The organism is Streptococcus sp. DD11, assembly GCF_001578865.1.
Classification (GTDB): domain Bacteria; phylum Bacillota; class Bacilli; order Lactobacillales; family Streptococcaceae; genus Streptococcus; species Streptococcus panodentis.
Genome location: NZ_KQ969396.1, coordinates 168,434 through 181,376, shown reverse-complemented (window position 1 = coordinate 181,376; position 12,943 = coordinate 168,434). Strand labels below are relative to the sequence as shown.

The 12,943-nt window shown below is 46.6% G+C and carries 14 protein-coding genes; 13 read left to right on the top strand and 1 reads right to left on the bottom strand.

Going from position 1 to position 12,943, the window contains the following annotated elements:
* The 9 genes from leuB to STRDD11_RS10215 form a co-directional block, all read left to right on the top strand.
* Positions 1 to 764: 3-isopropylmalate dehydrogenase (gene leuB / locus STRDD11_RS10255; RefSeq protein WP_164828465.1), on the top strand; the 764-nt coding region annotated here is incomplete at its 5' end.
* Entirely contained in the window at positions 761 to 1,027 is a 267-nt protein-coding gene (locus tag STRDD11_RS10250; protein WP_128837221.1) for a DUF1294 domain-containing protein, read from the top strand. The genes leuB and STRDD11_RS10250, both read left to right, overlap by 4 nt.
* 1 nt (position 1,028) lies before the next feature.
* A complete protein-coding gene (gene leuC / locus STRDD11_RS10245; RefSeq protein ID WP_128837220.1) occupies positions 1,029 to 2,411 on the top strand; it encodes a 3-isopropylmalate dehydratase large subunit in 1,383 nt (460 codons plus the stop codon).
* 67 nt (positions 2,412 to 2,478) lie between these two features.
* Positions 2,479 to 3,069 carry a 3-isopropylmalate dehydratase small subunit gene (gene leuD, locus STRDD11_RS10240; RefSeq protein WP_128837219.1) on the top strand — a complete coding sequence of 197 codons (591 nt, stop codon included), beginning with the start codon at positions 2,479 to 2,481 and terminating at the stop codon, positions 3,067 to 3,069.
* Positions 3,070 to 3,167: 98 nt separating this feature from the next.
* A complete protein-coding gene (locus STRDD11_RS10235) occupies positions 3,168 to 3,947 on the top strand; it encodes an L-threonylcarbamoyladenylate synthase (RefSeq protein WP_128837218.1) in 780 nt (259 codons plus the stop codon).
* 376 nt (positions 3,948 to 4,323) lie between these two features.
* Positions 4,324 to 5,670 (top strand): AAA family ATPase, encoded by a 1,347-nt coding sequence (locus tag STRDD11_RS10230; protein ID WP_128837217.1) that lies wholly within the window; start codon positions 4,324 to 4,326, stop codon positions 5,668 to 5,670.
* Positions 5,657 to 6,985, top strand: a complete 1,329-nt coding sequence (locus STRDD11_RS10225; protein WP_128837216.1) for an McrC family protein — start codon at positions 5,657 to 5,659, stop codon at positions 6,983 to 6,985. The genes STRDD11_RS10230 and STRDD11_RS10225 overlap by 14 nt, the downstream gene beginning before the upstream one ends.
* 214 nt (positions 6,986 to 7,199) lie before the next feature.
* Complete coding sequence (locus STRDD11_RS10220; RefSeq protein WP_128837215.1) at positions 7,200 to 7,865, top strand: SatD family protein; 666 nt, start codon at positions 7,200 to 7,202, stop codon at positions 7,863 to 7,865.
* On the top strand, positions 7,862 to 8,599 hold the full coding sequence (locus STRDD11_RS10215) for a DUF3307 domain-containing protein (protein ID WP_128837214.1): 738 nt from the start codon (positions 7,862 to 7,864) through the stop codon (positions 8,597 to 8,599). Before STRDD11_RS10220 ends, STRDD11_RS10215 begins: the two co-directional genes overlap by 4 nt.
* A gap of 74 nt (positions 8,600 to 8,673) precedes the next feature.
* Here STRDD11_RS10215 and STRDD11_RS10210 read toward each other — a convergent pair whose 3' ends face one another.
* Positions 8,674 to 9,450 carry a DNA/RNA non-specific endonuclease gene (locus STRDD11_RS10210; RefSeq protein ID WP_128837213.1) on the bottom strand — a complete coding sequence of 259 codons (777 nt, stop codon included), beginning with the start codon at positions 9,448 to 9,450 and terminating at the stop codon, positions 8,674 to 8,676.
* 198 nt (positions 9,451 to 9,648) lie between these two features.
* Here STRDD11_RS10210 and STRDD11_RS10205 point away from each other — a divergent pair, with 198 nt between their 5' ends.
* From STRDD11_RS10205 to STRDD11_RS10185, 4 genes are all read left to right on the top strand, one after another.
* Positions 9,649 to 10,230, top strand: a complete 582-nt coding sequence (locus STRDD11_RS10205; protein ID WP_128837212.1) for a GrpB family protein — start codon at positions 9,649 to 9,651, stop codon at positions 10,228 to 10,230.
* A 253-nt stretch (positions 10,231 to 10,483) separates the two neighbouring features.
* On the top strand, positions 10,484 to 11,107 hold the full coding sequence (locus STRDD11_RS10195; RefSeq protein WP_128837210.1) for a Type 1 glutamine amidotransferase-like domain-containing protein: 624 nt from the start codon (positions 10,484 to 10,486) through the stop codon (positions 11,105 to 11,107).
* A gap of 105 nt (positions 11,108 to 11,212) precedes the next feature.
* Entirely contained in the window at positions 11,213 to 11,638 is a 426-nt protein-coding gene (locus STRDD11_RS10190) for a helix-turn-helix domain-containing protein (protein ID WP_128837209.1), read from the top strand.
* Positions 11,635 to 12,744, top strand: a complete 1,110-nt coding sequence (locus tag STRDD11_RS10185; RefSeq protein WP_128837208.1) for an alpha/beta fold hydrolase — start codon at positions 11,635 to 11,637, stop codon at positions 12,742 to 12,744. The genes STRDD11_RS10190 and STRDD11_RS10185 overlap by 4 nt, the downstream gene beginning before the upstream one ends.
* Positions 12,745 to 12,943 lie beyond the last annotated feature (199 nt).

Below are 12,943 nucleotides of genomic sequence, written 5' to 3'. Positions count from 1 at the left end.
CTTTGCGCAAGGAGCTGGAGCTCTATGCCAATATCCGTCCAGTTAAGATTTTTGATGCTCTTAAGCATTTGTCGCCTCTCAAAGCCGAGCGGATTGCCGGCGTAGACTTTGTAGTGGTGCGGGAGCTGACGGGCGGGATCTACTTCGGCGACCATATTTTAGAGAAAAGAGCTGCGCGGGACATCAATGACTACAGCTATGATGAGGTGGAGCGGATTGTCCGCAAGGCCTTTGAGATTGCGCGCGGCCGCAAGAAGCGCGTGACCAGCATTGACAAGCAGAATGTGCTGGCGACTTCCAAACTCTGGCGCAAGGTAGCAGATGAGGTGGCAAAAGACTATCCGGATGTGACCTTGGAGCACCAGCTAGTAGACAGCGCCGCCATGCTCATGATTACCCATCCGGCTAAGTTTGATGTGCTGGTGACGGAAAATCTTTTCGGCGACATTCTGTCTGATGAGTCCAGCGTTCTGTCTGGCACTCTGGGGGTGATGCCTTCTGCCAGCCATTCGGAGAGCGGTCCCAGCATGTATGAGCCTATCCACGGATCGGCTCCGGACATTGCAGGACTGGGCATTGCCAATCCAGTCAGCATGATTTTGTCTGTGGCCATGATGCTGAGGGATAGCTTTGGCGAGACCGCTGCAGCAGACCGGATTGAGCAGGCTGTAGAAGCGGCTTTTGCTCAGGGCATTCTGACCAAGGATTTGGGTGGACAGGCGACAACAGCACAAATGACGGAGGCGATTATCAGCAGCTTATGAAATGGATTGTAACAGGCCTTTGCCTAATGTGGAATCTCATCGTCTTTCTCCTCTATGGCTGGGATAAAAGAAAGGCTAAAAGAGGCCAGTACCGAATCTCGGAGAAAACCTTGCTGCTATCGGCTCTTGCGGCCGGTGGGCTGGGAGCGCTCCTTGGCGGCCGAATCTTTCACCACAAGACTAGAAAATGGTATTTCTGGCTGACTTGGATCTGCGGCCTCATCATAGAAATCGGAATTTTGTATTACATTTGGAGAAGCTAGTATGGCTGGAAAATCGATATTTGATAAACTTTGGGACCGACATGTCGTCACTGGCGAAGAAGGTCAGCCCCAGCTCATGTATGTGGATCAGCATTATATTCATGAAGTGACCAGTCCGCAGGCTTTTCAGGGACTGCGCGATGCAGGCCGCAAGGTCAGGCGTCCGGATCTGACCTTCGGAACCTTTGACCACAATGTCCCCACGGTCAATATCTATGATATTCGCGATGTCATTTCCAAGGCGCAGATTGACAAGCTTTCGGATAATGTCAAGGAATTTGGCATTGAGCATGCAGCTCATGGTTCTGAGCTGCAGGGCATTGTTCATATGGTGGGTCCGGAGACCGGCAAGACCCAGCCGGGCAAGTTCATCGTCTGCGGCGACAGCCACACAGCGACTCACGGGGCCTTTGGGGCCATTGCCTTTGGGATTGGGACTTCGGAGGTGGAGCATGTCTTTGCCACTCAGACCATCTGGCAGGTCAAGCCCAAGAAAATGCTGGTCCAGTTTACAGGAGTGCCGCCTAAGGGGGTCTACTCCAAAGACTTCATCTTGGCTCTTATTGCCAAATACGGCGTGGCAGCAGGTGTCGGCTATGTAGTGGAATATGCTGGTGATGCTGTCGACCATTTAACTATGGAAGAGCGCATGACCATCTGCAATATGTCCATTGAGTTCGGCTCCAAGATGGGGATTATGAATCCTGATCAAAAGACCTTCGACTATGTTCGGGGCCGGCCCAGCGCACCTGAGGATTTTGAAGCAGCCGTAGCTGACTGGAAAACGCTGGTGTCTGATCCGGATGCGGTGTATGATAAAGTCATTCATATAGATGTGTCACAGCTAGCTCCTATGGTGACCTGGGGGACCAACCCCTCTATGGGCGTAGAGTTCGGTGCCGCTTTTCCGGAAATCCGGGACATGAATGACGAGCGGGCCTATGACTATATGGACCTGTCTCCGGGAGAAAAGGCAGAAGACATCGAGCTGGGTTATATCTTTATCGGCTCCTGCACAAATGCCCGGCTCAGTGATTTGCAGCTGGCAGCTAAGTTTGTCATGGGGAAGCACATTGCGCCCAACCTGACAGCCATCGTGGTCCCGGGCTCTCGTCCGGTCAAGCGGGCCGCAGAGCGAATGGGGCTGGATAAGATTTTCATCGATGCGGGCTTTGAATGGCGGGATCCGGGCTGCTCCATGTGTCTGGGCATGAATCCTGACAAGGTGCCAGACGGCGTCCACTGCGCTTCTACCAGCAACCGGAACTTTGAGGATCGGCAGGGATTTGGTGCCAAGACCCATCTCTGCAGTCCAGCTATGGCAGCAGCAGCGGCCATAGCCGGCCGCTTTGTGGATGTGCGTCAGCTGCCGGAAGTGCAGTAGCTTGTAGCTGCCTTTGGTGAAGGAAACAGTTCATTTCTTTCATTTGATTCGATTTTAGAAAGGCTCTATGGAGAAATTCACAGTTTACACTGGGACGACGGTCCCGCTTATGAATGACAATATCGATACAGACCAAATCCTGCCCAAGCAGTTTCTCAAGCTGATTGACAAGAAGGGCTTTGGCAAGTACCTGATGTACGCCTGGCGCTATCTGGACAGCCGCTATACAGAAGACCCGGACTTTATCTTTAACAAGCCGGAATACCGCAAGGCGACCATTCTCATCACAGGCGATAACTTCGGAGCGGGCTCCTCTCGTGAGCACGCCGCCTGGGCGCTGGCTGACTATGGTTTCAAGGTGGTCATTGCCGGCTCCTTTGGAGATATTCACTACAATAACGAGCTCAATAACGGCATGCTGCCGATTGTCCAGCCGCTGGAGGTCCGTCAGGCTCTGGCTGGCCTCAAATCCACGGATGAGGTCACGGTGGACCTAGCCCAGCAGAAGATTTTTTCACCGGTAGGAGAATTTTCCTTTGACATTGACGGCGAGTGGAAGCACAAGCTGCTCAACGGTCTGGATGACATCGGCATTACCCTGCAGTATGAAGACTTGATTGCCGAGTATGAGAAGCACCGGCCTTCTTATTGGCAGTAAGGTTATTTTTGCTATATTGCGAAAATTCTGAAAAAGCTTGTCTCTACTGGAAATATATGGTAAAATAAATCTTAACATAATAGAAAAGGAAAACACTTATGACAAAACACATTCAATGGAACGGACAACTTTCACAAGAGGGCTATGATATTCTCAAAGGTGATGGTGGCTGTATCGTCTGCCCGACCAAGGTTGGCTACATCATCATGACCAGCGATAAGGCAGGTCTGGAGCGGAAGTTTGAAGCCAAGGACCGCAAGCGCAACAAGCCAGGCGTTGTCCTCTGCGGCAGCATGGATGAGCTCCGTGCTTTGGCCCAGCTGAATCCGGAAATTGAAGCTTTTTATCAAAAGCATTGGGATGAAGATATCCTTCTGGGCTGTATCCTTCCTTGGAAGCCAGAAGCTTTTGAAAAGCTCAAAGCTTTTGGTGATGGACGTGAGGAGCTGATGACTGATGTCCGTGGCACCAGCTGTTTTGTCATTAAGTTTGGGAAGGCCGGCGAGCAGCTGGCGGCCAAGCTCTGGGAAGAAGGCCAGATGGTCTATGCTTCTTCAGCCAACCCATCCGGGAAAGGAAATCGCGGGAAGGTTGAAGGCATTGGCGACCGTATCGAAAACGCTGTTGACTTGGTCATCGAAGCTGACGACTATGTGGCATCTATCCAGCCGGACAAGACCATCGAAACCCGCTATGAGCAAGGTGTCATGGTCTCTATGGTGGACAAGGATGGCAAACTGGTCCCAGAACAAGGCGGCCAACGCTCCATCTCACCTGCACCAGTGGTTATCCGTAAGGGGTTGGACATCGATAAGATCATGATGCACCTGTCCGATACCTTTAACTCATGGGATTACCGCCAAGGTGAGTATTATTAAGACAAAAGAAAAATCAAGTCCGGTATGAGGGATTCCATCCTTACTATACCGGGCTTTTTCTTGTATAATTATTTGTGTTTTTCCTATGATAGTGCTATGATAGAAGAGGTTATATATTAAGCTTTTGAATTTAAAATTTATTTCTATAAATTTTTTTATCCTAAATTCCCCTTGAGTGGTAAGGACGCCAGCAAACCTGCGGTTTCATGGCTAAATTTTGAGCCTAAAGTCTCAAAATTTCCTGGTTCTATAACAGCATTGCTGTTATAGAACTTGTACCACAGCGGGAAATTTAGGCCTTAAAAAGTTTAGTTTGAATTTAAAAAAGTTCAGAAACTACTAATATATGTATAGGAAAAAAGTTGGAGGATTGTTTATGGAGAACAAGGTTAATTATTGGATGATAATAGCTGGCAGTGGAGGAAGTATGTGGGATATTTTCAAAAAAGAAAATATCGCTTGTATTGATTTTAGTAAGGATTTAGGAAATATTTTGGACTATGAAAGTCCAGAAAAACTAGGACAAGGAGTCAATCAAAATAAATTTATCTGGCAATATGCACATGATATTAAGATTAATGATTACATTATTGCAACTTCAGGAGCGAAAAAGATTTTTGGAATAGGGCAATGTACCAAGACTTATTACTATGATGAATCAAGAGCAGATTTTAAACATTGTATTGGTGTCAAGTGGCTTAAAACAGATGGAGGATGGATTTATCAGGGAAAGCGGGCTCCTAGAAATACTGTAAACTGGGATAGAATTCCTGAACGAATTAGTCTTTATCATTCTATTTTAGATGATACATACGGAAATAAAAAGGAGAGATTAATTATGAATGAAAGCATTAGTGGCTATGTAGAAAAACTAGAAAAATCTCGTAACCTCATCCTCCGCGGTGCGCCTGGTACGGGTAAGACCTACTTGGCCAAGCAGATTGCAAGGGAGTTGACTGGAGGAAATGAGGAGCAAATCGGTTTTGTTCAGTTTCATCCTTCCTATGATTATACGGATTTTGTAGAAGGGCTGAGGCCGGTTTCAAATGATGATGGGCAGATTGGTTTTGAATTACAGGATGGAATTTTTAAACAGTTTTGTGAGAAGGCCAAGACTGCGCAGAAGATTGGTGGTCGGGATAATGAAGCAGTTCCAAACTTCGTCTTCATCATCGACGAGATCAACCGGGGAGAGATTTCTAAGATTTTTGGGGAACTTTTTTTCTCCATTGATCCGGGCTATCGTGGGAGAGATGGGGAGGTTTCGACCCAGTATGCCAATCTGCATGAGACGGATGAGAAATTTTACATTCCAAAAAATGTCTATATTATCGGGACGATGAATGATATTGATCGCTCAGTGGATACTTTTGACTTTGCCATGCGGCGGCGTTTCCGCTTTGTCGAAGTCACGGCTGAAAGTCAGCTCAGCATGCTTGATGAGACTCTTGGAGATGGTGCCGAAGAAGCGAAGGCTCGTTTGCTCAGGCTTAATCAGGCTATTTCTGAGATAGAGGGCTTAAACAGCCATTATCATATTGGGCCAAGCTATTTCCTAGCCTTAAAGGATTTGGACTTTAACTATGATTTGCTCTGGTCTGACTATCTGCAGCCGCTCTTGGAAGACTACTTGCGCGGGGCTTACGATGAAGCGGAGAAACTGGCAGGGCTGAAAGCAGCTTATAGCAATGAAAGCAAGGTAGAAGCTGATGAGACTGACTGATAATCAGCAAAAGTTTTCTAAAAGCGATTTGCTGAATAGCCATCCCAACATCAGTGCAGCTCTTTTGGACAGGACGCTGGACAACCTTTCTAAAGAGGACGGCGTTTTCATTTTTCCCAATGACTTGCTGAATTCTCCTGATTTGGATAAGGAGTGCAAGGTTTTAGAGTCTGTCAATCAGCAAGTCAAGACAGGCAATATTGTTGGCTTTCTGGGCTGCGGTCAAGAAAAGCTGACCATTTCTTTGCGTTTTTCCAATGATGGAAATGACTATTTTCTGCATTATTTGTTGCAAAAAGTTCTCAATTTGAATCTCACAAGTTTCGATGTTGGGCTGTCACAAGATGAAAAATTATACCAGCTTTTGATTTACCTCTTTCCCAAGTATCTGCAGGCGGCCTTGCGCAAGGGACTCTATAAGGAATACCAGCATTTTTCCTATAATGACAGTCATGTCAAAGGTGTGATGGATACCGCTCGCCATCTGAAGGAGAATATTCCTTTTATGGGGAAGATTGCCTATTCGACCAGAGAATTTTCTTTTGACAATTCGCTCATGCAGTTGATTCGGCATACCATTGCGTTTATTCAGAGTCAGGCATCTAGCGGAAGGGAAATCTTATCCAGCTTGGCTTCAACTCGAGAAAATGCAGCGGAAATTGTGCGCGTGACGCCCTCCTATAAGTTATCGGACCGTTCTAAAATAATCCGCCTGAATCAAACCAAACCTGTCCGCCATGCTTACTATCGTGAGTATAGGAAATTGCAGCAGCTGTGTCTGATGCTTCTGAGTCGCAGCAAGCACGGGCTTGGGGCTCAGAAGCAAAAAATTCACGGCTTGCTTTTTGACGTGGCCTGGCTATGGGAGGAGTATGTCAATACTCTCTTGCCAGACGGCTTTGTCCACCCTCGGAATAAGGAACAGTCAGGAGGAATTTCAGTTTTCAGCTCTCGCACTCGGACAGTTTACCCAGATTTTTACAGTAGAAAACTCGGAATCGTTTTAGATGCCAAATATAAAAAACTGGAATTGACAGAAATCAACCGCGAAGATTTATATCAGTTAATTTCTTATTCTTATATTCTAGAGTCAAAAACAGCCGGTCTTATTTTCCCAAGCGTAAAAAAGGCTGTTGACAATGACATAGGCAAATTAGCAGGTTACGGGGCACTCTTGAAAAAGTGGTCTATCCGGATTCCTCAAAAAGCGGAAGACTACGATAATTTTGCTCAGCTCATGAGGCAGTCAGAAATTTCTTTTCAGGGCGTGCTAGAGCAGCACCTGTACAGAGAGACTGAGTCTGGTCAAAAGTAGGAGGTTTGGAAATATTTCTTTCTGGCCTCCTTTTTTGTTATAATGGTACATATTCAAGCAATGGATCAAAATTGATTCAGCGACCTCTATTTTGGGTGGATAAAAGTCCCAATATCTGTAAACAAAGTCTATAATAACCGACATTTTTAAAATTTTCCGTTATAATGGACATTTTTAAAATTTTCCGTTATAATGGACTTGAAGGAGGTGGAGTATGCTTTATATTGCCCTTATCGGAGATTTGATTGAGTCCAAGCAGCTGAAAAACCGCAAGCAGGCGCAGAAGGACCTGCAGGATATGATGGCAGTGCTCAATCAGGATTATCAGGCTTATCTGGTGTCGCCTTTTACAGTGACGACGGGAGACGAGTTTCAGGCCCTATTCAGGCCCAATCCCGAGCTGATGCAGCTCTTGGACCAGATTGCTCTGGGCTTCCCTCATCCTATCCGCTTTGGTCTGGGGCTGGGGGAGATCCTGACCGACATCAATCCTGAGCAGAGCATCGGGGCGGACGGTCCGGCTTACTGGCGAGCCCGCGCAGCCATTAATGCTGTCCATGAAAAAAACGACTATGGCACCAGCCGCATCGCTGTTTCATTGGGAGATGATGCCAGCAGTCAGGCAGTCAATACAGTGCTGTCAGCCTGCTCCTTTATCCAGAGCAAGTGGAATACCAGCCAGAGAGAGGTCTTGGAGCGGATGCTGTTGGAATATATCTATGACGAAGACTTTTCCCATGGCGAAGTGGCAGAGCTGCTGCACATCAGCTCCAGTGCTCTCAGCAAGCGGCTCAAATCATCCGGGCTTAAGATTTATCTGAGAAACCGGCATTTGGCCATGCGTATGATTTTACAGGAAGTGAAGGAGAGTGAGCAGTGACAAATTTTATCGGATTATCAGATTTTTTCATGCAGCATCCCCTTATCGTATTGACCCTGCTGGCCCATGTTTTGGCAGATTTTCAGCTTCAAAGTCAGAAAATGGCAGATTTAAAAGTCCGGCATCTGAAGGTTCTCATTCGTCATTTGGCTCTTGTCTTTCTGCCGCTGCTTATTTTGGCAGTCTTTCTGCCTGCCTACAGCCTCTTTTTTGCCTTGGTCTGGATCAGCCATGCGGTCATTGACCTTCTCAAATACAGGCTGAATGCCTTAGTAGTTCGGCAGCGCTGGCACAAGGCAGCCTTTCTGCTGGATCAGTTCCTGCATACAGTCTTTATCTTGCTCTTTTACTTTTTGCTGCTTGGGGGCAAGGCCAATCTGCCTAACTGGCTGACGGAGCGCTATCAGCTTTTCCAGGCCCTGCTGTTCTTGGCTCTGACCGGCAAGCCGGTTAATATCCTTTTTAAACTTTTCTTCAGCAAGTATCAGGCTGGCGACAATCATGAGGAAACCATTGCCGGAGCTGGAGCTATGATAGGGATTTTGGAACGGCTGATGATGGGGCTCTCTCTTATTTTCGGCCAGTTTACCTCGATTGGTTTGGTCTTTACGGCCAAGTCCATTGCCCGCTACAATAAGATTTCCGAAAGCCAGTCCTTTGCAGAATACTATCTGATTGGCTCTCTCTTTAGTATGATCAGCGTTCTGTTGGTTTATGCTCTTTTGTATTGGTAACAGCGGTTTTTGTTGATGGCCTGATAGTCAAAGGAAATCGAAGAGGTCAAGGAATAAAAAACAGACTGAAAAGCTCAGTCTGTTTTTGTGTTTTCGTCCATCGTATTGCTGGCAGTGCCTGTTTTGTAGTTAATCTCTGCATTGGGTGAAAGATTGTCCAGCAGGACGTGGGTCATCCCGTCCTGGTCCAGCATCTCTCTGCCGCCCAGCTCAATCGAGACAATATTTCCGTCTGCATCAAAGCCGACATACTGCAGCTCAATCTGGCGGGGGAGCAGTTCATCCTCCACATAAATCGGTGTCACTTTATAGTCCAGCCAATGGCCTGGATGGTCGGTCAGCCAGTTTTGCAGGCGCTGCTCATAATAGAACATGCTGTCCTGATTGTTTCTGTCGCTGCCTTTCAAGGCTCCTGAGTCCAGCCAAGCTGTTATGGGAACGAGATTTTTCCCCTCGTCACTCAGTCCGCTGAACTGGTAGCCAATTAGGTGGCCGCGGCTCATGAGCCAAGTTTTTTCTCCGCCCTTGCCGTAGTAAAACTTATAGTTATGCCAGCCGATAGGGCTGTAAGTAATCTTGGTCTCCCTTTTCTTGTGCGGCATATTTCTGGCCTGCAGCTGAATGTGTGCAGCCGTTGCTCGGCCGTACTTATCCTTTTTCCCCAGTCTTAGTTGATAATTTCCAGTGAAACGCAAGGTCCCAATCTCGGTTTCGTCAGCTTCACTGAGGAGCTGCACGCTGGTTTTATCCTTTTGATCGGCTTTCACAGCTTGATAATCAAGGGCTTGCGAAAGCACAAGAAGAGCACTCATTGACAGCGTTAGCCAATGAGCTATCCTAAACTTTTTCATATTATTCTCCTCCATAATATGTATCCGATTTCATTCTACTATAAAATGTATTGTTTGACAAGTGAAAGTTACGAACAGATTACAGAAATGTGTCGAAAATAGCCAAAAAGATTTATTTTTATTCTATTTTTCGGAATTTGATTGCATTTTTGTTATAATAAATGTAGAGAAAAGCAGAAAATGAGATACGGAGGGATTATGGCGAAGAAACTGGAAGACATGTCTTTGGAAGAATTGTGGCAGCTCTTTCCCATCGAGCTGAGAGAGCACAGCACAGACTGGGCTGCTTGGTATAAGGAAGAGCGTGACCGGCTGCTCAGCTTTCTGCCTGCGCAAAAGCTGATTCGGGTCAGTCATATCGGCTCGACCTCGCTGAAAAGCATTTGGGCCAAGCCTATTGTCGATATTCTGCTGGAGATTTCTCAGGAGGCTGATATGGAAGCTTTCAGAGACCTGCTGCTGGCAGAGGGTTACTTGCTTATGTCTGAGAGCGAGGGACGGATGTCCTTTAATAGAGGCTACACGCCGGAGGGCTTTGCAGAGCGGGTCTTTCATCTGCATCTGCGCCCTGAAGGCGACCATGACGAGCTTTATTTCCGTGATTACCTGCAGGAGCACCCAGCTGCTGCCAAGGATTATGAGGCTTTAAAGCTGAAACTTTGGAAGAAATACGAGCACAACCGCGATGCCTATACGGAGGCCAAGACAGACTTTATCAGGAAATACACTCAGGAAGCCAAGCAGCTGTACGGCGGGCGGTATGAGAAAGGGAAGATATGATTTACCTTGTTATGCTTGGCTTTGCTCTTTTGCTGAGCCTGCTATTTCTACATCTAATCAGAAAATCTAAACATCCGATGGGCTGGCTGGGTATCTGGATAATGAAACTCTGGAATCGGGTTTAGCTGCCCATGGTCAGGTGGGCTGCCAATCAGCTGCTGCGTTATGAGTTTTTAACCAGAACAAAGCGAGACTGAAACACTTTTGTCTCAGCCCTCTTTCTAAAATCGTAAAAAATTAACGGAGGTGTCCTATGAAGCAATTATTTTTATGTTCGTATTTTGCAGGAGTCAAGGACCTGTTTCAAAACTATGCTAAGCAGAAAGGTCTGAGTGGCCATGTCCTCTTTATCCCCACAGCGGGAAATGCAGAGGAGTACACAGGCTACATTGATGAAGCAAAGGAAGTCTTTGCGGACTTGGGCTTTGAGCTGGATGTTTTTGATCTGGCCCAAAGCGATAGAGAAACAGCTCAGGCTAAGATTTTCCAGACCAAGCTGCTCTATATTTCCGGCGGTAATACCTTTTATCTCCTGCAGGAGCTGAAGAAAAAGCAGCTGCTGGGTCTGATAAAGGAGCAGATTGCGGACGGTATGGTCTATGTAGGTGAATCCGCTGGCGCGATTATTGCCAGCTCTGACATTCTTTACAATCAAATCATGGATGACAAAACGGCTGCTGACCAGCTGACAGACTATAGCGCGCTGGCTGAGACGGACTTTTATGTGGTGCCGCATGTCGGTGAGGAGCCTTTTGTCGAAAGTGCCCAGGCGACCCTGGACACTTACCAAGACCAACTCCATTTATTGCCGCTGACCAACAGCCAGGCAGTAATCGTGGAGGAAAATGAAGTGCACGTCAGGAAAGAAGCTAAATAATGTGCCACGATTTTAACAAAAGTGCAGAAAAGTAAGAAAAGCTTGGTTGAAGAAACCGGCTTTTTTGCTATACTAGTGATGTGAATAGGAAAAGGAGATTGAAAAATGATTGCTGAAAATATTGCGACTCTAAGAAAAAGAGAGAACCTTTCTCAAGAAAAATTAGCAGAGGCAATAGGTGTATCGCGGCAAACCATTGCCAAGTGGGAAGCGGGAGAAAGTGTCCCAGATGTGCTTCATTCCGCCCAATTGGCTGATTTTTTTGATGTGAGTTTGGATGAACTGGTACATTTGGAGTCCCATTTGTTGACGGCCCCTAATGGAAAGGGCAAATATATTTTTGGGACAGTAACGGTAGGGCAGCGGGGAGAAATTCATTTGCCGCCTCGGGCGAGAAATGTTTTTCACATACAAGCGGGAGATCAGCTGCTCTTGCTGGGGGATGAAAATCAAGGATTGGCACTGCTGGATCCAAGTTTTTTCCTAGAAGCTCCCAAGCATTTCTCAGAAAAGCAGCAGGTGGCAGAATGAAAAGGAAAATGATGGTAGTTTTACTGATATTGATAAGTTTTTTAGGAATCGGCATAGGGTATTTTGCCTATCGCAATCTTCACTATGACAAGGCTAACCTTCGTCAAATCCAGCAGGCTGGGATAGTCGAAAAGCAGGCGACCTTACCAGATGGCTCTGTTATCAATTATGGCGAAGGTCCTAATCACGGCCAGCCCCTGCTCTTGATTCATGGCCAGCAGGTTTCCTGGCAGGATTATGCTAAGGTTTTGGGAGAGTTGTCCAAGCATTTTCATGTCTATGCAGTGGATTGCTACGGACATGGCGGCTCCAGCAAAAATCCGGCTAAATATACAGCACTGGCAAATAGTCAGGACTTTATTTGGTTTATCCAAAACGTTATCCAGCAACCGGTTCTGATTTCGGGACATTCATCAGGCGGCTTGCTGGCAACGCTTGTGGCAGCTGAGGCACCGAAGTGGGTTTTAGGACTGTTGATTGAAGATGCGCCTTTCTTTTCAACGGAGCCCAATCGCGCCCCTTCAACCTATTCTTGGTTGTCCTTTAAAGATATGCACGATTTTTTAGAAAGCGGCGAAAAAAATTATACAGCCTATTTTTTAGAGCACACTTATCTGAGGGCGCTTTTCGGCCGGGAAAATTTCAATAAAATCGTCAGCCAGCCCGCTCTTAACTATATGAAAAATCATCCGGGTCAAATTCCTAGAATTTGGTATTATCCGCCGGAATGGCAGGTCAATACGATATACGATTTGACAGCTAATTTGCAGGACGGGACAGGGAATTATGATCTGCGTTTTGGCAATGCTTTTTACGATTTTTCTTGGTTTGAGGGATTTCATCAGAAAGAGACCTTGAAAAAAGTTCAGTGTCCGTCTGTATTGCTGCATGTAGCTCGCCCTTCGAATCAGAAAACATACTACGATAAAAATGGTATCCTCCTGAGTGCGATGGATGAGAAAGATGCCAAACGAGCGGATAAACTCTTGCCAGCAAACACCTTGGTTGACAATATCAAGAGCGGTCACGATATTCATGCTGAAAAACCAGATATCTTTATCCAGGCTTTGAAGGATTTGCAGAAAAAGGTCAAGCAGGCCCAGTAGCTTGGCTCATACTCGCGGAAAACCAACCTTCCTTCGTTTTGAGCTGCCTCACTCATGCCTGCCTCTCACTGCCTAGTCTGATTTTGATTGTTATTCTAACTGTTTGCTTGCAGCAGCCGTACTGCCCCGCTTTTTTATCAGGCAAAAGGACAGAAAAATAGGAGGCTGAGACAAAAGTCCTTCAGCCTCGCTTTGTTTT